Source organism: Alkalihalobacillus sp. TS-13 (genome assembly GCF_019720915.1).
Lineage (GTDB): Bacteria > Bacillota > Bacilli > Bacillales > Fictibacillaceae > Pseudalkalibacillus.
The window spans coordinates 1,519,185-1,539,628 of record NZ_JAHKSI010000001.1 but is presented as its reverse complement, the minus strand read 5'-3'; the positions used below and the strand labels follow the sequence as shown (position 1 = coordinate 1,539,628).

General features: G+C 43.7%; 18 protein-coding genes. 16 read left to right on the top strand and 2 right to left on the bottom strand.

Annotated elements, in window-relative coordinates; genetic code table 11:
* The first annotated feature begins 22 nt into the window (after positions 1-22).
* The 8 genes from nagA to KOL94_RS07655 all read left to right on the top strand — a co-directional run bounded on the left by nagA (position 23) and on the right by KOL94_RS07655 (position 7,868).
* Entirely contained in the window at positions 23-1,183 is a 1,161-nt protein-coding gene (nagA, locus tag KOL94_RS07690) for an N-acetylglucosamine-6-phosphate deacetylase (protein ID WP_221565404.1), read from the top strand.
* A 4-nt stretch (positions 1,184-1,187) separates the two neighbouring features.
* Positions 1,188-1,934 carry a glucosamine-6-phosphate deaminase gene (nagB, locus tag KOL94_RS07685; protein WP_221565403.1) on the top strand — a complete coding sequence of 249 codons (747 nt, stop codon included), beginning with the start codon at positions 1,188-1,190 and terminating at the stop codon, positions 1,932-1,934.
* Positions 1,924-2,676 (top strand): GntR family transcriptional regulator, encoded by a 753-nt coding sequence (locus KOL94_RS07680; RefSeq protein ID WP_221565402.1) that lies wholly within the window; start codon positions 1,924-1,926, stop codon positions 2,674-2,676. Before nagB ends, KOL94_RS07680 begins: the two co-directional genes overlap by 11 nt.
* Positions 2,657-3,625 (top strand): N-acetylglucosamine kinase, encoded by a 969-nt coding sequence (locus tag KOL94_RS07675; RefSeq protein ID WP_221565401.1) that lies wholly within the window; start codon positions 2,657-2,659, stop codon positions 3,623-3,625. Before KOL94_RS07680 ends, KOL94_RS07675 begins: the two co-directional genes overlap by 20 nt.
* A gap of 1 nt (position 3,626) precedes the next feature.
* Positions 3,627-4,775 carry an exo-beta-N-acetylmuramidase NamZ family protein gene (locus KOL94_RS07670; protein WP_221565400.1) on the top strand — a complete coding sequence of 383 codons (1,149 nt, stop codon included), beginning with the start codon at positions 3,627-3,629 and terminating at the stop codon, positions 4,773-4,775.
* Between the two features lie 15 nt (positions 4,776-4,790).
* Entirely contained in the window at positions 4,791-5,738 is a 948-nt protein-coding gene (locus tag KOL94_RS07665; protein WP_221565399.1) for a GNAT family N-acetyltransferase, read from the top strand.
* 573 nt (positions 5,739-6,311) lie between these two features.
* Positions 6,312-6,569, top strand: coding sequence for a hypothetical protein (locus KOL94_RS07660; RefSeq protein ID WP_221565397.1), 258 nt, complete (start codon positions 6,312-6,314; stop codon positions 6,567-6,569).
* A gap of 72 nt (positions 6,570-6,641) precedes the next feature.
* Positions 6,642-7,868 carry an MFS transporter gene (locus KOL94_RS07655; RefSeq protein ID WP_221565395.1) on the top strand — a complete coding sequence of 409 codons (1,227 nt, stop codon included), beginning with the start codon at positions 6,642-6,644 and terminating at the stop codon, positions 7,866-7,868.
* On the opposite strand, the gene KOL94_RS07650 is transcribed toward KOL94_RS07655, so the two are convergent.
* Positions 7,832-8,776: an AEC family transporter gene (locus KOL94_RS07650; protein ID WP_221565393.1), complete on the bottom strand. Its 945-nt coding sequence runs from the start codon at positions 8,774-8,776 to the stop codon at positions 7,832-7,834. The two genes, KOL94_RS07655 and KOL94_RS07650, sit on opposite strands and share 37 nt — an antisense overlap.
* A 358-nt stretch (positions 8,777-9,134) precedes the next feature.
* On the opposite strand from KOL94_RS07650, the gene fabI reads away from it, so the two are divergent.
* Positions 9,135-9,914 (top strand): enoyl-ACP reductase FabI, encoded by a 780-nt coding sequence (gene fabI, locus KOL94_RS07645; RefSeq protein WP_221565391.1) that lies wholly within the window; start codon positions 9,135-9,137, stop codon positions 9,912-9,914.
* Positions 9,915-10,202: 288 nt separating this feature from the next.
* Here fabI and KOL94_RS07640 read toward each other — a convergent pair whose 3' ends face one another.
* Positions 10,203-11,762: a SpoIID/LytB domain-containing protein gene (locus KOL94_RS07640; protein ID WP_221565389.1), complete on the bottom strand. Its 1,560-nt coding sequence runs from the start codon at positions 11,760-11,762 to the stop codon at positions 10,203-10,205.
* A 237-nt stretch (positions 11,763-11,999) separates the two neighbouring features.
* On the opposite strand from KOL94_RS07640, the gene murQ reads away from it, so the two are divergent.
* From murQ to KOL94_RS07605, 7 genes are all read left to right on the top strand, one after another.
* Positions 12,000-12,914, top strand: a complete 915-nt coding sequence (gene murQ / locus KOL94_RS07635) for an N-acetylmuramic acid 6-phosphate etherase (RefSeq protein ID WP_221565387.1) — start codon at positions 12,000-12,002, stop codon at positions 12,912-12,914.
* Positions 12,915-12,942: 28 nt separating this feature from the next.
* Positions 12,943-14,259: a sugar ABC transporter substrate-binding protein gene (locus tag KOL94_RS07630; RefSeq protein ID WP_221565385.1), complete on the top strand. Its 1,317-nt coding sequence runs from the start codon at positions 12,943-12,945 to the stop codon at positions 14,257-14,259.
* Between the two features lie 10 nt (positions 14,260-14,269).
* Positions 14,270-15,325 carry a carbohydrate ABC transporter permease gene (locus KOL94_RS07625; protein ID WP_260412243.1) on the top strand — a complete coding sequence of 352 codons (1,056 nt, stop codon included), beginning with the start codon at positions 14,270-14,272 and terminating at the stop codon, positions 15,323-15,325.
* A 14-nt stretch (positions 15,326-15,339) separates the two neighbouring features.
* Positions 15,340-16,314, top strand: a complete 975-nt coding sequence (locus tag KOL94_RS07620; RefSeq protein ID WP_221565384.1) for a carbohydrate ABC transporter permease — start codon at positions 15,340-15,342, stop codon at positions 16,312-16,314.
* A complete protein-coding gene (gene nagZ, locus KOL94_RS07615; RefSeq protein WP_221565383.1) occupies positions 16,314-17,897 on the top strand; it encodes a beta-N-acetylhexosaminidase in 1,584 nt (527 codons plus the stop codon). The genes KOL94_RS07620 and nagZ overlap by 1 nt, the downstream gene beginning before the upstream one ends.
* 473 nt (positions 17,898-18,370) lie before the next feature.
* Positions 18,371-19,237, top strand: a complete 867-nt coding sequence (locus tag KOL94_RS07610) for a MurR/RpiR family transcriptional regulator (RefSeq protein WP_221565382.1) — start codon at positions 18,371-18,373, stop codon at positions 19,235-19,237.
* 8 nt (positions 19,238-19,245) lie between these two features.
* A complete protein-coding gene (locus KOL94_RS07605) occupies positions 19,246-20,424 on the top strand; it encodes an anhydro-N-acetylmuramic acid kinase (protein WP_221565381.1) in 1,179 nt (392 codons plus the stop codon).
* Positions 20,425-20,444: the final 20 nt, after the last annotated feature.

Genomic DNA, 20,444 nt, shown 5'->3' with positions numbered 1-20,444 from the left:
CTGAATAAAAGAGGTGGAGTGTATGACAATTCAGACGATTACTGGAGGCAAAGTTTTTATTGGTGAGCAACGTTTCCAGCCAGGTACTATACATATTGAAAATGGTAGAATTAAGGACTTAAGCGACAAAAAAATAAAGCCCTCGGATATCGAACTAGAGGATGGCGACCTTGTTTTACCTGGTCGGATCGATGGTCATATTCATGGTGCAAACGGGCATGATGTTATGGATGGAACGGTTGAGTCGATCGATGAAATGGCAAAAGTTCTTGTGGCTGAAGGGACGACGAGTTTTCTGCCTACGACGATGACTGCACCGGGTCATGAAATCGAACAAGCCCTCACTTCGGTCCATGAGTACATGACAAATCACAATGAAAGAGGGAAAACGGAAGTCATCGGAATTCATCTGGAGGGTCCATTCATTTCTAAGAAAAAGAGAGGCGCCCAAAATCCAAAATATATCCAGACACCGAACCTGGATGCATTCAACCATTGGAACAGGCTATCGGGTGGCAACATCAAAGTGGTAACGATTGCGCCAGAGATAATAGGCGCACTTGATTTTATCAAGGAAATCACCAGCCAGGGGGTTGTTGCGTCGATCGGCCATAGTGATGCAACCTATGCAGAAGTCCGGAAGGCTCTGAAGGCAGGGGCGAAACAGTTCACCCATCTTTATAACGGTATGCGTTCTATGCATCACCGGGAGCCCGGTGTCGTCGGCGGTGCTTTTCTAAATTCTGATGCTATAGCTGAAATCATTACTGATGGACTCCATTGTTCTCCTGAAATGATTCGGCTTGCTTATGAGATTAAAGGGAAGCGAGGACTATTGATGATCACGGATGCAATGAGAGCCAAGTGCTTAGGGAATGGAAGCTATGATTTAGGCGGCCAGGACGTCCATGTTGAAGACGGTAAAGCGACTCTGCAGGACGGTACTTTAGCGGGTAGTGTATTGACGATGCAAAAAGCTTTCGAAAATATGTCAACGTTCACAGATGCTGAAATTGTAGATGTGATTTTCATGTCATCCATTAATCCTGCAAAACAGTATGGCGTATACGATCGGAAAGGGTCTATTGATATCGGGAAAGATGCCGACCTGATTGTTCTTGATGAAAATCTATCGTTAAAAATGACAATTTGCCGCGGAGAAATTGCTTGTACGAGGGGTTGATGAAATGAACGTGATCACCGTTAATGATGAGCAGGAGATGAGCGTAAGGGGTTCTTTAATTTTATTTGATGAGATAAAAAGAAATCCAGAGCTAGTATTAGGTGTGGCAACCGGAGGGACACCAGCAGGAACTTATGAGCATCTGGTTGATAAAGTCCTCAATGAAAAACTTGACTTATCAAAGGTAACGACCGTGAATTTAGATGAGTATGTCGGTTTGGCTCGAGATCATGAAGAAAGCTATTGGCGCTATATTTATGAACACCTATATGAACCACTTAACCTATTACCTGACCGGGCGTTAGTTCCAGACGGTCTGAGCGAGGATCTTCAAGCAGAGTGTCTCAGATATGAAAAGGTAATTGAACAAGCGGACGGAGTAGACCTTCAGATTTTGGGAGTCGGTCGGAACGGACATATCGGGTTCAATGAGCCAGGGACATCGTTCGAATCGAAGACTCATGTAGTGGATCTGACGGAAAGTACGAGAGAGGCGAATGCAAGGTTTTTTGAGCGGAAGGAGGAAGTTCCTACTCAGGCGATTACAGTCGGAATTTCAACGATCATGAAAAGCAGATCGATCCTCTTATTGGCTTCAGGACCGGAGAAATCTGAGGCAGTTCACGCCTTATTGAGTGGAAGGATCGATCAGAACTGGCCGGTTACCGTCTTGAATGAACATCCATCCGTCACATTGATCGTTACAAAAGATGCACTCGAAAAAGGAGAGGAGGATTCCAATGATCAATAAACACTCCACATTACCGCTTTATACTCAGGTGGAACAATACTTGACCACAGAAATCAAAAAAGGCGGCTATCATACAGGTGATCTTATTCCATCTGAACGGGAGCTATCAGAGAAATTTCAAATCAGCAGGATGACAGTGAGGCAGGCGATCAACAACCTGGTAAATAAAGGGGTTTTGTATCGTGAAAGGGGAAAAGGCACATTCGTTTCTGTACCGAAAATCGGTTATCAGTTGAAAGGGATCGCTAGTTTTTCAGAAGACATGAGACGGCGAGGGATCGAGCCATCCACAAAAGTGGTATCTTTCAAGACGGTTCCAAATCCACCGGAACACATCCTTAAAAAACTGGATAGCGAATCAGAAAAGAAAGTAATCGAGCTGGAGCGGATCAGGTTTGCTAATGAAGAGCCAGTTGCAATCGAGATGGCTTATCTGCCTATCAAACTCTTTTCCAACCTTTCTGAGAAGGATACAGGAGGGTCTATCTACGATTTTGTCAGGAAAGAATTGAAGTTGGAGATTCATAGAGCGGAACAGCAAATCGAAGCCTCACTAGTCGGTGAAAGGGATGGGTTCCTGTTGGATATCGGGCCAGGAAGTCCAGTATTGATTGTCAATCGGACGACTTATCTTAGCAGCGGAGAGCCATTCGAGACGGTCAAGACAGTGTTCCGAGCAGACCGTTACCATTTTTCGATTGAAATGGAGCAGGAGGGTGAACATGTATTATCTGGGGATTGATGGGGGAGGATCCAAGACCACAGTTGCGCTGGTAGACGATAGAGGTGAACTTATTGCCTGTCATCACGGAGGACCGAGTAATCCTGTATCCGTTACTTTGAAGGAAATCGAACAGACGATTGATGACCTTTTTGGACAACTAAAACGAAATCATGCTGAACAATATTCGCAAATCAAAAGTGTATGTGCAGGAATCGCCGGTACAGAGAACAGTTACTCTAAGGATGAATTACGCCTATTATTGAAATCGAAATTTCCAGAAGGAACAACTGTACAACTCTGCCATGATGCGTTGACAGCCCTCTATTCAGGTACGAACGGTGAACCTGGCATTGTCAACATTGCTGGAACGGGCTCCATCACATTCGGGGTCACAGCAGATAAAAACGTGGTACGATCAGGTGGATGGGGCTATTTATTGGATCATACAGGAAGCGGATTCGGCATCGGAAGGCTCGCACTCCAGAAAGTATTCGAAGCCTATGATGGATTTACCCAACCGACAATACTGACAGACTTTGTGCTCAAAAGGTTTGGAATCTCATCACCGCCAGGACTCATTTCTGTAATCTATGGAACGAATGAAAGCAGAAGCAGGATCGCCTCTGTTTGTGAAGATGTCTTTGCAGCGGCACGATTAGAAGATAAGGATGCAGTAGATATCGTCAAGCAGGCTGCTGACGAAATCGCGAAAAGCATTTCCCACATCATTCACAATCATTTTAAAGAGTTAGATCAAACGAAAGTCGTCTTGACGGGCAGTGTTTTTAAAAGCAGGGACCTTCTGTTGCCATTGTTGCAAAAGAATCTTCCTGATGGAGTGCAGTTGATACTTCCAAAGTCTCCCCCCGTAGTCGGTTCGATTATCGAAAGTTACCAGACGATGCATGGTACTTGTCCAGAGGATTTCGTGAAAAATCTGCATGAATCGTTTGCGAGGGGTGACTAGAATGGTACATACAGGCTTGATGGAATTCATGAAAAACCATGAGGATTATAAAGGTTTGAACATTGGTCTCATCATCAACCACACTTCAGTCACCCTAAATATGCAGATGAGTATCGATGCTTTGCTGGCAAGCGGATTGAATGTTACAGCGATTTTTTCTCCGGAACATGGTCTGCGAGGGCAGGTGAAAGAGGGGGAGCATATCGATCACCAAACGGATGGACGATCCGGACTTCCTGTTTATAGCTTATATGGGAAGAATAAGACGCCTAAAGAAGAGTGGTTTGAAACGATTGACTTGTTGGTGTTCGATATCCAGGACCTCGGTGTTCGCTTTTATACATATATTTATACCCTGGCAAATACGATGAAACTTGCAGGTCGACTCGGTAAAAAGTTCATCGTCTGTGATCGCCCCAATCCGATTTCTGGGAACCGTATCGAAGGGAATCGATTGGATCTGCAATATGCCTCGTTCATCGGGAATTATCAACTGCCGATCAGGCACGGGATGACTGTTGGAGAATTAGCAAAATACTTCAATAATGGTTACGGCTTCAATATAGATCTTACAGTTATTCCAATGAAAAATTGGAAGCGCGATATGTGGTTTGACGACACAGGTTTGTCTTGGATCCCCCCATCACCGAATGCCCCTTCCATTGAGATGGCACAAGTCTACCCTGGCACATGCTTTTTCGAAGGAACAAATGTTTCAGAAGGTAGAGGGACGACAAAACCGTTTGAATGGGTTGGTGCGCCATGGATCGACTCTTATAAATGGAAGCAGCAATTAGATGCTTATGATTTAGAGGGCGTGCTTTTCCGAGAAGTGGTGTTCCAGCCTGCGACGTCCAAATATAATGGGGAGACCTGCCAAGGCGTACACATCCATGTAGTTGACCGTGATCGCTTCAAACCGGTTGAAACAGCATCTGCCATGATCGAAACCTTGAAGTCCACTCATCCAGATTCATTTGAATGGATTCAACTAAAGGACACCCGCTACATGATCGATTTGATTCTCGGAACAGATGAATTTCGGTTAAACTTGCTTGAAAAGAAGCCGATCCAAGAGTGGTTACATCTTCAAGAATCTTTACTGGATGAATTTATTGAAAAACGTGAGAAGGTTTTGATGTACCGTTGAAAAGGAGTGGATCGTATGAACTTTGTAAGATGGGATGAGGAAGCATTACCGTTGGGGGATTTATGTGGATTGTGGAATGAAGAAATCGGAGGTGATTTCCCGATCACGGTAAGATTATTCCGACAAAACAGCGTCGATTGCCCTTATGTGTTTTCAGCAGGATCCTGGTATGTGATGGAAGGGAATATGGTCATCGGCTTCATCATAACGAAGTATACGAAAAAGAACGAAGAACATTTGCCGGCCAATATTGGTTGGATACAGGCATTGCTTGTAAATGATGAGTTCCGTAACAACGGTATCGGTGATCAACTATTAAAAAAAGCTGAAAAAGCATTGGACGCCGTTGGTGTTGCCAAAATTATTCTCGGAAGGGATGTCCATCATTACTTCCCTGGAATTCCATCCATCGTCCCGAACATTCCCCAATGGTTTGAAAAACGAGGGTATGTTGAGGTGAATAAGGTGAAAGACTTTTATCGTGTTGCTCCTGAACATGCTGAAGAGATTGATACAACAGAAATTACAGTGTCGGAATTGAAGAAGAACGAGGAGGTGAAATTCCTTGCATTCATGGAAGAGTCATTTCCTGGACGATGGGAACACGAAGCTCGGGAGTATTTTAACCGGGGTGGAGATGGCTATCATTTTATAGCAGCAAAGTATAAGGGAGAAATCATAGGATTTGTTCGTGTGAATGATTTGAATAGCCCTGTCATTGGCCCCAATGTTTATTGGCACCGGTTGTTTGAAGAAAAGCTTGGTGGTATCGGTCCTTTAGGAATCAAAAAGTCACACCGTAAAAAAGGATATGGAAAAGCAATTGTCCAACAAGCAATTAACACAGCGATAGAACGCGGCTGCCAACACCTTATCATCGACTGGACCGAGTTGGATGAATTTTATCAGTCCTTCGGTTTCAAACCGTGGAAGGATTATAAACAGTATGAAAAATCCATTTGAAAAAACTAGCTCTTCTTCCAAAGTACCTTCCGTTTGATGAAGGTGCTTTTTAAAATTAGGGTATGCAGTTCTAAATTATCATTCCTACGAAATTCACTCCCTTTCCGCGTCCGACCCGCCTCGTGACGTAGGTGACTGGAAAACTGACAAGGAGGCTTTTTCACCACCGCAGGAAGGTTGGAGTGAACCAAGTGACTGGTCGATGAGCTGGACACCACTTCCCTAATCTGCGGTAAGAATTTTTGGAAGCTTTCCATATGCTGGATTCGACGATTGTTCACCACAAGACCACGTACTTATTTTCCAACTTTGTAGTTTTGCGCCGAGTAACTGCAGGCGCAGGACTTGGTGGTTCTTAGTCGAAAATCCTTCATTCGCTGCGGGGTCGCGCCTGGACCGCTTTTTCCCGCAGGAGTGTCACCAATTGCGCTTAAAGAATTTTCTCAATAAAAATTACAAAGACGGTATATTTTAACGAATGGAAAAAACTTTATATTAAATCTTCATGATTTTGGGTATTTAAAAGAGATAGGTGAACGAATGGTATAAAGTAGTTTTATAGAGGAGGACATCATGAACATTTCAAACCCACTCAGTTTATCAGCAATAATACTAATAGGAATAAATTGTATTTTGATTTTATTTGCCGTATTCAGCTATGCTTTATCAAGAGAAATGATTTTACTTGTAAGTCTCATTGCTCTTCTCTTAGCTCTTTTTGGAAAAGCAAGAGGGGAGAATGGGTATATAGCTATGATTGGACTATGGGGTACAGCGTCATTTTGTATTCTTGTACTCTTATATGCTTTCATTCCATTTTTGTTGATTTGAACCTTTTGGATTTCACTTTTCCCTTATTATTAGTAAACTGGAAATATTAAACGATTCGTTAAGGGGAAAGTCATGAATAAAAAACCAGTTATCATCATTGCTCTGATTACGGCAGTTTGTGTCCTAGGAGATGCAATGATGTTCATCGTTTTACCGCTTTATTGGGAAGAGTTCGGATTAGCTTCCCTCTGGCAAGTCGGAATTCTTCTCTCAATCAATCGTTTCATCCGCCTTCCGATCAATCCGTTGGTCGGTTGGTGTTATTTACGGATGAATAAACGAACAGGCGTCCTTCTTGCTGTCATTTTAGCCATGCTGACAACCTTCTCATATGGATGGCTGGAAAGCTTTTGGCTATTATTCTTCATGAGGGCTTTGTGGGGTGTTGCCTGGGCATTCCTACGGTTAGGAGGTTATCTTACCGTAATCGATACCTCAACAGACCGAACAAGAGGACATCTTGTTGGCTTATACAATGGGCTTTGGGGGTTAGGAGGTTTAGTCGGAATGCTAGCAGGAGGCATACTTGCCGATTTAGTCAGTATTCAAACCGTCACGAATACATTCGGTTTCATGGCTTTAATCGCCATTCCTCTAGTACTGAAGTACGTTCCTCCAGTTCCAGCCGAGTCAGAGAATACTCCCATGAAAAAAGACAATCAATCCAGTGAAGCTACGAGTGACAAGCAAATCTTCAAAAAGCCACAGGTTTTGACTATCCTTTGTTCAGGGCTACTCATTCCGTTGATCATTTTTGGGATATTCGCTTCAACGTTAAGCGCGATGATTGATTTCCGATTATCTGGATCATTCCTATTTCTTGGGGTTACCGTCGGAGCAGCTTCCTTTGCCGGGATCATTCAAGCGATCCGTTGGGGGTGGGATCCATTTTTAGCTCCATATATCGGGAAGATTTCAGATTTGAAATGGGGAAGGAATCCATTATTGGTTCTAGCTCTATTTGGTGGTGCTGTGTTTTTTGCGCTAATCCCATTTGGTGTTTCTGTTTACAGCTTGTTATTCCTTTTACTCGGTTTCCAGGTCATGTCAACCATGATGGTAACACTTAATGATTCGATTGCTTCTGATGTAGCATCCAAAACGTCCAAGGTAAAAGTGATCACTGCATATACCGTTGCAGTGGATCTTGGCTCAGCAACAGGACCATTATTGAGTTTCTTGATCATTGAATGGATGGGAATTGATGTACTGTACTGGGTGACAAGTGGATTATTATGTTTGATAGGTCTGTTTTGGCTCAATCAGTTTAAAAATGAAAGCCACTTAATAAGGCCATAGAGAAAACTAATCGTCAAGGTCGAAAGTACGGTTGATACGGAAGAACCGACTGATGCAAAGTATGGGTCTCCACCATATTTCCGGGCATACAATGCAATTGTTGGTGCAGACGGGGTGGCTGCGACAAGGACAGCGACGAGTAAGAGAATTGGATTGACCGGAAGAAAGATGAATGGCACAAGACAAAGTGGAATGACCAACAGCCTTGTAAGGACTGCCGACCATAAGTATGTGTTACAAAGATAATTCCGTACCTCCGAAGCATTCAAATTGGCAAGCAAGATTCCAATGATCAGCATGGAAAGGGGCACGGTTGGGAGGCCAACGGTTTTAAAAAGGTTATGGAAAGACACTGGCCATTGATAGGGCTGTAAAAACATGAAGAAACCAACTGTCGTTGCAATAACACCTGGATTAAGGAAAAGCCATCTCCAAGAAAATGAAGCATTCCTGCGACCGACTACATATATTCCATAAGTCCAAATTAAAATGATATACAGAAAATTGAACACTGCAGTGTATAGAATTCCGATTTCTCCAAGCAGGATATAGATGATCGCATAACCGATGAAACCTTGATTCCCGAATACGATCAAACCTTCATACACACCTTTCTGGTCATCTGGAAGGGTGGCTTTTTTACGTAAGAGGATTCCAGCAGCGCATGCTATGAAAATGGCAGTAAGGGATAAGCCGATCAACCAGCCAAACTCGTGCATGTATTTTGAATCATACGGAAAATCCATCGAGTACATGATGAGGGCAGGTAATGTGATATAAAGAACTAGCTGTGTGATGACATAATCCGAAGAATCAGGAAGGATTTTCGTTTTACGCGCAACATAACCGACGATTGCAATCAAATAAAGCATCACCATTTCTCCGAGCAAAGAAAGCATCGCGCCCATAAAATCCCCCCATTGCAGGTTATGAGGTTCAATAGGCTTTGGTGAATGGTATGCTTTTTACTAAAATCAGATCTTCTCTAATAAACAAAGAAGATGGAGGGGAAAATGAACAAAAACAGTGAGGGCTGTGATTCATGAAAAATTCTTTTTTTAAGGTTAAAATGCCAGGTGCAAATCCGACCGTCTAATTTGAAAACGGAAAAGTTTTGGTCCCGCAATTTTGACGAACCGTATAAGCAGCTGCAAATGACATTTATACTATTTTATAGTCGAGTTGTTGTGTTATAATCATTCTGGTAACTGGTACTATAACTAGCTACTAAACATTACTTACTACATTGTTTCATTGGAGGACATCATGGAAGATTTACTTAAACTGAAAGATAAGAATATCGTGATCATGGGGGTTGCAAATGAGCGGAGCCTTGCATGGGGTGTTGCAAAATCTCTCTATAAAGCAGGAGCGAACCTGATTTTTACATATAGGAAAGATCGTTCTCTTGGAAAACTGAATAAAATCCTTGAAAAAGATAACCATGAAGCAAAGCTGATCGTTGAATGTGACGTGAACAATGATGAAAGCATCCAGGCAGCATTTGCAAAAATCGGAGAGGAAGTAGGTACAATTCACGGCGTACTGCACTCAATAGCTTTTGCCCATGCAGAAGACCTGAAAGGTGATTTCATCGATACGTCGAGGGAGGGTTATGCTTTCGCCCAAGATACGAGTGCTTATTCCCTAATCGCTGTTTCAAAAGCAGCTCAGCCTCATATGATCGAGGGTGGATCAATCATCGCAATGAGTTATCTGGGTGCTGAGCGAGTCGTTGAAGGGTATAACGTAATGGGTGTTGCAAAAGCAGCGCTTGAAGCCTCTGTAAGATATTTGGCATCAGATCTTGGGAAACATAATATCAGGGTCAACGCAATTTCAGCTGGAGCGGTTCGGACACTGGCTGCCAAAGGAATCCCGTCATTCAATCAGATCCTCCACGAGATTGAGGAAAATTCCCCATTGAAAAGGAATGTAACCCAGGAAGAAGTTGGCGACATGACACTTGCGCTGATCAGCCATCTTTCACGTGGCGTCACCGGGGAGATTGTGTATGTAGATTCAGGCTATAATATCATGGGATAGATTTTGAGCGCTGCTTTGCGACGAAGCAGTGCTTTTTTTGATTATATTAAGAAAAAACTCATTCTCAAATGAGTTTCATCCACTGTTGATCTGGAAGTGGTTTTTTCCTTGTCGGTGTGGGGCTCTTTAATGAGAATAACACTTGCTTCAAGGAGATATGTCTGAAATTGAGCACCTAAGTCTAAAAAATGAAAAGAAGTCTAAAGATCCGGTTGTAAGTCTATAAAATCGGAAATAAGTCTAATTCAGTAAAAACGACCGGCGAAACTCCGCCGGTCACCATTATTTTCAATACTGCTTTTCTAAGGTGATGTCTTGATAAAAATGTTTGAGGATCTCTTCGTACGTTGCGCCTTTCGTTGCCATGCCGACTGCACCGGTTTGGGAAAGTCCCACGCCGTGTCCCCAGCCTCCGCCATAGACCTTGAAGCTTGGTGTCTCAGCTTTCTTATCGACTGGTTCAACAAAGAACAACGTGCTGAGCAATACACTTTTTCCACCGCTTGAATTGATATACTTCATCGACCATCGGATTTGATCTTTTTGCTCATAGAATGTGCCCCCATCAGTGATGTACTCTATTTCGAGAACACGTCCTGAGTTGGAACGCTCCAATACATTTACTTCATAAACTTCTGAAATATTAGCATTAAAGTATTCACTTAAAACATCTGCCAGTTCTTCATTCGTCCATTCGAATGTCCAGCGATGATACTTCGACCAATCGGACTCATAATCTCCTGCTCTGACAGCACGAAGAGAGGTCGGATTAGCATGATTTTTGAATACCTCGAGCGTTGGAACATGTTCCATTGCCTTTCCTCTATTGGAATCCGGAACGCCTCTTAAATAATTGACTGCACCTGAATTCCAAATATCTTCATTGTTGGCAGTGTAGCCGCCGGTAGTAGAGTGATAGACGGCGGTAATGAGTCTCCCATCATGCATTGCGACCATTCCTTCAGATTCCTGGACAGCTTGAGTGGAGATTGGATGTTCTGCTTCATATCCGCCATACACTTGATCAGATGGTGTCGGCAATAAATCGTAACCGTCCGAGCTTCTCTTCCCAAGGTTCGCTAACGTATAGGTACGCGCTGCGACTGCCTGGGATTTTTGTGCTTCCATTTCGCCGTAAGGGACTGGTGGAAGTTCACGCGGAACAACACCATATAAATACTGTTCGATCGGCAATTCATTGACGCCAGCTAAAGTCCCCTGGCTGTTATAAATGACTTCACCGATACCTCTGTATTTTTTTCCGCCGATCTCGATCAAACCATCTGTTGAAGTGATTTTTACAGGTTTTTCTGTGATATACTCGTCACCTTGATATGTAACTTTCATCGTTGAAGTACCAGTTGAATACGTTACGACCTTCCAGAATGAATCACTTCCAGCCAAACCGTTTGCGATCACTTCATTTCGAAACTCATTACGTTCACCCCAGCTAGCGTCTGCTGGAAACTTCCCGATAAAAAGTCTGTACCCGCCATTATAGTCCTCGACATAGGTTTCATATCCACCCATTTCAGCTCGGTGTATCCAATCCTCGACATATGCATTACTCGTCGTCCAGGCTACTTGCAACCGGTAGGATGTATCGACTGTCCCTGTACTTTCAAGAGACACTGCTGCTTCGCCATTTTCCCCCTCAAACAGTATTTCTCCCCCGATCTCGGCAATCGTAAATGAATCGTCACTTCCTAAGGTAATCGTTTCAGCTGTGGGAATGACTCCGATCCGGACATCCTGGCCATCATCTGCTTTAGCAGTCTGAATCCAAGAAAACGAGAAAGCGCTTACACAAAAACATAACAATGCAATAAACAGACTTTTTCTAAGCATGGTAAATCCTCCTAACATTTTGATTATTTTGGGTACGAAAAAAAATTCGTCAAATAACTGAAATATCCTTTTAAAATAAATTAAAAAAACATAAAAAAATATTTTAAAAAAGAAGGAATCTAGGCAAATAGACCGAAATATTATTTTATGAAATACTGAAAATCAACTAAAACAAGTGATCAAAAAGGGGGATGGAAGGGGGATCACATTTAAAATTTTTTACAATTGAGGTGTCCTATGGAGTTAGATTTGACGTCATTAACGACAGAACAACGCAACTTGCAAACGAACAGCATCGACACCCTCGGTACACTGGATATTTTGACGATGATCAATCAAGAGGACCAAGTTGTATCTCTCGCAGTGAAGAAAGTTCTGCCCCAAATAGGAGTAGCTGTGGATCTCATCTCAAAAGCATTCGAAAACGGTGGGAGATTATTTTACATAGGAGCTGGGACGAGCGGGCGATTAGGGGTGATTGATGCTGCTGAGTGTCCTCCGACATTCAGTACACCAACAGAACAAGTACAGGCCATCATAGCCGGTGGGGCTGAGGCGATGTTTGATGCGATTGAAGGAGCTGAGGATGACAGACGGCAAGGCAGGGTGGATCTTTCAACACGAAATTTGACTAGTGATGACGTTGTTGTAGGCATCACGGCAAGCGGGAGAACACCATATGTCATTGGAGCCCTTGAAGCGGCGAAAGAAAGAGGCTTGAAAACGATTAGTTTAAGCTGTAACCATGATTCAGTCATCTCAAAGATTGTTGACCAAAGCATCGAAGTGGTCGTAGGTCCGGAAATATTGACAGGATCCACCAGGATGAAAGCAGCTACCGCCCAAAAGATGGTGTTAAATATGCTGACGACGGCATCGATGATTAAAATGGGGAAGGTGTATGAAAACCTCATGGTCGATGTCAATGCAACGAATCTGAAACTGATGGAAAGAGCGAAAAACATCGTCATGACCGTAACAGGAATTACCTATAAGGATGCTGGAGATTTACTTGAGAAGACGGGTTATGAAGTGAAAACAGCGATTGTCATGCATAAAGCTGATGTGCCGCTCGTTGTCGCAAAAGAAAGCATCAAAAAATCAAATGGGTTTGTCAAAAAGGCGATTGAAGCTGCCAAACGCTTCAACTAATCAAAATTTGACAAGGGGGATTCATGAAATGAAGAAATGGTTGATGGGGTTCATCTCATTGATGCTGATTCTCGGGATTTTTGCTGGTTGTTCAAATGATGATGCCTCAAAAGATCTCGATTCAGATGATTGGAAAGAGTGGGAAGGGACGATCACGATGTGGGATGGACCACGTTGGGCTGACAAAGATGATAACAAATACCACTGGATTGAAGATAAGATCTCTGAGTTCCAAAAGGATTATCCAAATGTGAAGATCAAACTCGTCAAAACACCTTGGGCTGAAATGAATGATAAGCTCAGCGTCGCGATCGCTGGACGCGCTTGGCCTGATATTGCACCTGTTGATATCAGTGGTGGATCTATAAATCAGAATCACATCAATCAAGGGGTAATTGCTCCGTTAGATGATTATTTCACTGACGAAGATAAAAGTGATTTCTATGAAAACGCATTGGAAGCATATACAACAGAAGGAAAGCTATACGGGGTTCCAACATCCATCAGTGTTCATGCAATGCTTTTGAATCTCGATATCTTTGAAGAAAAAGGCGTAGAACCTCCAAAGGATGGTAAATGGACGTATGATGAGTTCGTCGAAAAAATGAAAGCGCTGACAGGTGATGGTGTTGATGGCTTCTCTACCTACATCCTTCCTGGTTACTATGAAGCATGGCCGTTCTTGTTGATGGATGGTGGTTATCCATTAAATGAAGACATGACCGAGTATACATTTGATTCAAAAGAAGCTGTAAGTGGTTTGCAAAAACTGGTCGATCTAAAATATAAGCATGATGTAGCACCTGAAAGCATGGGTGGTGAAGATGTTGGTGGCACATGGAAAGCATGGGCAGCATCTGATCAACGTACAGTTGCTGTCGAACCCTGGGCTACATGGGCGATTGCATCAGCACAAACAGAAGATTTCAAGACCAATTTCATGGTTGCTGAGTATCCGACAGGTGACACGGGTGAACCGGTCACAATCGGTGGAGTTGGCGGTTATGTGATGTTCAATTCGAAAGGTGATGCAAAAAAACGTATGACCGCTGAATTCATAAAGCATATCACGAACACGGATGAGCAGGTGACGATGGCTAAGAATTACGGTACTTTCCCTGCTAGAATTTCTGCAGCGGATCAAGAACCATTTGCAGATAACCCTCAAATGGCTAGAGCACAAGAGCTTTCTCAGCACGCTGTACCAGTTCCTCGCCATGAAAACTGGGCACGTATTGATGAAGCGATCCAAAAAGAACTTCAGTTAGCTCTTAATGGTGAGAAGGAACCAGCGGAAGCTTTAAAGGCAGCTGGTGAAGAAGTGAACAGTATCCTAAGCGAATAATCATTATTCCATGGGGTTGGCTCATTTGACAGTTGGAACATCACCACTTGATGGAGTGGGGTACCGTCTGTCGAGTCAATCCCTACAATTTTACATACACAATTATGTCCTTGGTTTAGAAGGGAAGTGGGCAACCTTGGAGACAAAACCTGTAACCACAAACAAAGTTGAACAAACAGCCGTCCGTAATACAAACTCGTTGTTGAAACGTATGTACAAAAACCGAGTCTCATACTTTTTTTTGATGCCGAAATTATTATTCTTCTTTCTATTCATGGTGGTACCAATCGTATGGGCTTTCATTCTATCCTTTCAAGAATTCAATATCATGGGTTCAACATGGGTAGGCTTTGATAACTATATAACTGCCTTTCAGAGCAATGTTTTCAAAATTTCCTTGTGGAACACATTCTTGTACACGATCGTCACCGTTCCGGCATTTGTGATCACGGCGTTGGTCATTGCTTCACTCGTGCAGCCTCTAGGCAAGCTCTCACAATCCTTTTTCAGGGCTGCGTTTTACTTGCCGACCGTTACATCAATGGTCATCATCGCGATGGTTTGGAGATGGATGTATAATTACCGTTTCGGAATATTCAACCATATCATCGGTTGGTTTGGCATTGAACCTGTCAACTGGCTTGGACAAAGTGATTCTGCACTCCCAGCTTTGATGATCATGTCGATTCTGATTCCTCCTGGGGCGGGAATCATCATCTATTTAGCCGCAATGAACGATATCGACCAGTCCTTGTATGAAGCAGCTAAAATTGATGGGGCGAATGCATTACAACGATGGTTGAAAATCACAATCCCAATGTTGAAGCCGACAACGTTATATTTGGTCATACTAAGTACGATCGGTTCGTTCCAAGTATTTACGCAGATCATCATGATGACCGGTGGAGGTCCTGGAAATGCGACAGAGACGATCGTGCATGTCATTTATAAAACCGCCTTCCGAGACTTCAAATTCGGTCTGGCTTCTGCACAATCCGTGATTTTGTTCTTCATCATCATGGTGTTTGCAATCTTCCAATACCGCTCGCTGCGAGATCATCATTAAGGTAGGAGGTAACTATGAAACCAAAACAAGTCAATCAAAAAGTCGGAAAACTATTGATTTATGTCACGCTCATTTTCATGGCGATCGTTTCATTGCTTCCTCTTTATTGGGTGTTTGCAACATCGCTGCAATTACCGAGTTATCAGAATGAAACCATGGAGCAACCGGTAAACTATGTAGAATCTACACCACCTAAATTGTATCCTGTAGGTGTGAAGGAATATTTTCATCAATGGCAAAAACGTGAAGCAGCAAAAGATGCTGGTGATGCAAGCCAAGCTGCCTACCATGATGAAAAGATGAAGGAAGTCGTTACTAAGACGTTTGAAGGGTTCGTCATCTTATTCGAACGGACGAAAATCATGAAGTGGCTGTTGAACAGTCTCTATATATCCATCGTCACAACCGTCGCCATCGTTTTGATCGATACGATGTCAGGTTATGTCCTGGCGAAGAAGAACTTCCCGGGAAAGATGCTCATATTCTGGTCGATCATCGCGACGATGATGATTCCAGAACAAGTCACGTTGGTACCGACGTTCATGATGGTCCAGAAATTGCAACTGTTCGATACGCATTGGGCTTTGATCTTTCCAAGCCTCGCACTTGCTTTCGGGGTATTTTTGATGCGTCAGTTCCTGCTTGCGATTCCTGATGAGCTGATCGAGGCGGCGAAAATCGATGGAGCTTCGGAATGGAAAATCTTCTGGACGGTCATCGTACCGCTTGCGAAACCAGCAATGGCTGTACTTAGTATTTTTACGTTCGTATTGATGTGGAATTCCTTCCTCTGGCCGATCATCGTGTTGAATGATGAAAATCTCCTCACGTTGCCGGCTGGGTTGAAGACATTGCAGGATGCGAACCTTGCCAGCTTCAAATTGCTGATGACAGGTGCCACGGTTGCAGCGATTCCGATGATCGTATTCTTCCTCTTATTCCAACGTTATTTCGTAAAAGGATTATCTATGGGCGGGGTGAAACAATAATGGACTTAAAGCAGAAAATTGGACAATTGATGGTGTTCGGCTTCAAAGCGGAACACCCATCCAAGCTATCTGTTGAAATCAAGGATTTGATCGAAAAAAATCATATCGGCGGCATCATTCTTTTCGGCCGAAATATTGGAACACCGGAAGAGATTCAGGAACTGACAACTACCTTACAGACTACTGCGAAAAACGCAGGCCAGGAGCAACCATTGTTCATCTGTATTGACCAGGAGAATGGCGTCGTTCGTCGATTAGGAGAGGGGACAACTGTTTTTCCTGGAGCAATGCTGCTTGGGGCAACTGGTGATCCGGAGCTTGCTTATGAAATCGGGAAATCGTCAGGGGAGGAATTGCTTGATTTGGGTATCAATTGGAACCTTTCTCCTGTAGTAGATGTAAATAATAACCCCCACAATCCTGTCATCGATGTACGTTCGTTTGGCGAAAAACCGGAAAAGGTTGCTGAATTCGGAAAGCAGTTGATGAAAGGGATGCAAGCATCAGGAATCATCACCACCTTGAAGCACTTCCCAGGACATGGGGATACGACAGTGGACTCCCACCTGGCATTACCTGTCATACCGCATGAATTGGAGCGATTGCGGAAAGTCGAACTGCTGCCGTTTAAAGAAAGTATCGATAGTGGAGCAGATACTGTGATGTCTTCCCATGTCTATTTTCCGTCGATCGAGTCTGAAGAAAATCGTCCAGCAACGATGTCGAAGGCAGTCATGACTGGGCTTTTACGGGAAGAACTCGAGTTTGAGGGTGTCATCACAACCGACTGTATGGAAATGAAGGCCATCGCAGATGGTATCGGAACGGCTCAAGGAGCAGTAGAAGCGATCAAAGCTGGGGTCGATCTGATCATGATTTCCCACTTGCCATCTTTGCAGCATGAAGCAATTGAACGAGTCTATCAGGCTGTCCTCTCTGGTGAAATCGAGGAAAAGACGATCGATAAGGCCTGCGAGCGTGTTATGAAGTTAAAGCAGCATTCGTTGAAGTGGAACGATACCCTTAAAGCTTTTACAGCTAAAAATACCCATAAGGTCATTGCAGAGGATGTCATGAAAAAAGGGATCACGTTGCATGAAAATAAGAAAGGTCTCCTTCCGCTGCCTAAAGAGAAAGGTTATCGGATTCTCGTCATTTATCCAGAAAATAGTTATTTGACGCAAGTGGAAGATGAACGCTTTGCAGAAAATGCACTTGGTGAATTGGTTAAAGAATTGAATCCGGCTGCAAAAGTGGTTTCCGTTTCCCAGTTCCCGGATCAAAGTGAGATCGATTTCATGAACGTTCTTGCAAACAGTGTAGATACGATCCTGGTCGGGACACTTTCCGCTACACGTTCTGAAGGACAGCAGAGGTTGATGCAGGATATGCTGAACCTCAATAAACCTGTCATCCATATCGCGATGAGAAGTCCATATGATCTTGGACTCTTTCCTGAAACGGATGTATCGGTCGCAACTTATGAGTTTACTACCCCTGCATTAAGATTGGCTGTACGTGCGTTATTCGGACTAGAAAAGGTGACCGGTAAATTACCCGTGACGGTTCAGGAGATGAAATGATAAATAAAGGGCGATGCCTGAAAGGTTGTTACTAATGGAATGTTGTGAAGAAAGTTGCTGAAACCTTTTGGCAGTGGAAATATGCGAAACTCCAGCGGGAAAAACAAGCTAAGCGAAACCACCACGTCCTGTGGTGAACGTCGAAGCCAGCAGAAGGAAAGCTTCTAAGTATTCTCATCGCAGACACGAAAATGATTTCATTTTTGTGTTGACATCCTGTGCAAGTGAAGGCTTACAGAAGTTAGGTAAATGCAAGGAAGTGATGTCTAGCTCAGCGACCAGTCACTTGGATCACTCCAACCTTCCTGCGGTGGCGACAGCCTCCTCGTCCGTTTTCCAGTGACCTTCGTGACTAAACGGGTCGCTTCCGCTTTTCTTAAGCCCGCGGAAAGCGAGTATATTTCCAAAAACAACAATCTATGCGAAAACAGCCTTACTAAAAGAGCCTAGAGAGAAAAGCAGGTGAACATTAGATGACGAATACAACAGGTGGCCTCGTCATGTTGAAGGAAATGCTCGAGAAACTGCCACCTTCAGAGAAAAAGATAGCATCGTATATCTTGACCAATCCGAGAGCCTCGATTTCTTGTACCACAAGTGAGCTGGCCCAATTGAGCAAGACGAGCAGTGCTGCAGTGATCAGGCTCTGTAAATCATTGGGGCTGAAGGGATTCCAAGAGTTGAAACTGAAGGTCGTAGGTGACCTTCAGAAGAATGTTGAGGAAGGTTACCGCGATATTCAGCCGGACGAAACACACGCCTCAGTAATGGAAAAAATGACGAACAACAGCATCCAATCGTTGAAGGAAACGGCTGAAGTATTGCATTTAAGTGAACTGTCCAAGTCCGTCGAGGCATTGGAAAAAGCCGAAACGATCCATTTTTTCGGAGTAGGAGCTTCAGGGATCATTGCAAAAGATGCTCAGCAGAAATTCCTTCGTATCAATAAAAAAGCAACGGCATTCTCAGACCTCCATATGGTTGCGATGCTTGTCGGGAATGTGAAGCCGGAAGACGTTGTCGTTGGGATTTCGTTTTCTGGTGAAACGATGGAAGTCGCCCAAATTCTTGAACTTGCCAATAAAAGAGGCGCGACGACAATCAGTCTGACAAAATACGGATCTTCTAAAGTTTCCGATCAAGCGATGATCAAACTTTATACATCTGCATCGAAGGAAGCGACCTTCCGAAGCGGGGCGACATCTTCACGTCTGGCACAGCTCCATGTCCTGGACATTTTGTTCATGTGTGTTGCATCAACGCAGTACAATGAATCGATCCAATATCTGGACGAGAGCCGGAATGCGATCCAATATATTCAGCAAAAGCAAAGGAAATAGGTGGTTCGATGTTAAAAAGATTATCCAAGGTTGTGAACGAAGAACGGAAACTTGCTGTCGGACTGATGTCCGGGACCTCGCTTGATGGAATTGATGCCGCTCTGGTTGAAATGACAGGGTTCGGTTCCAGAACAAAGGTCCGTTTAATAGACTTCGAGTCAACACCTTATTCAGTTGAAGAACGGCGACAATTGATTGCGCTCTGTGATCCTGCTACCTCTACAGTCGAGAAAATTTGCAAGATGAACATCATCCTTGGTGACCGTTTTGCTGAAGCGGCCCTTGCAGTCATAAAGAAAGCCGGATTGACTCCAGATGCTATCAGTTTCATCAGTTCCCACGGCCAGACGATTTATCATTGGCCGGAAGAACATGCAACCTTACAAATTAGTGAACTAGCAAATATCGCAGCCAAAACAGGGATTCTCACTGTAGGAGATTTCCGTCCGAGTGATATGGCTTATCAGGGACAAGGGGCACCTCTTGTTCCGTTTGTCGATGCGCTGTTATTTTCACATGCAACCGAAAACCGGGTTCTGTTGAACATCGGTGGTATCAGCAATTTGACAGTGGTACCTGCAGAAACCTCATCTGCAAAAGAAATCGGCGCATTCGATGTGGGACCTGGAAACGTCCTCATCGACGGTGCCGTCCGCCAATTGACTGCAAACCAACAAACGTATGATCTAGATGGAAAGATAGCCTGTAAAGGGAACGTCCATTATGATTTACTGATGACGCTTCTCCAAGAGGATGGTTTTTTAGCCGTGAAGCCGCCGAAAAGTACCGGAAGAGAGCTTTATACCGAACAACGATTAGCAACTATTCTTAAGAAAGCTGAAGACCTGTCTCTCTCAATTGAGGATACGGTTGCGACGATCACAGCCTATACCGTCGAAATGATTTCTCAAAGTCTGGAGTTATATGTACATAAGGAACAAAAGATCCATGAATTGATTGTTTCTGGGGGAGGTGCACATAACCAGGCGATCATGGCTGGCTTACGTCAAGCCCTGTCTTACAAAGTATCAAAAATGGATGATATTGCATTTGCTGGGGACGCAAAGGAAGCCATTGCGTTCACAATCCTTGGGAACCAGTTCCTGCATGGAGAAACAAACAATCTTCCATCTGCAACAGGGGCGTCCCGGAATGTTCTCATGGGGAAGCTTGTTTTGCCGTCGTAGTTTTCAGTCATAGGAGGTGT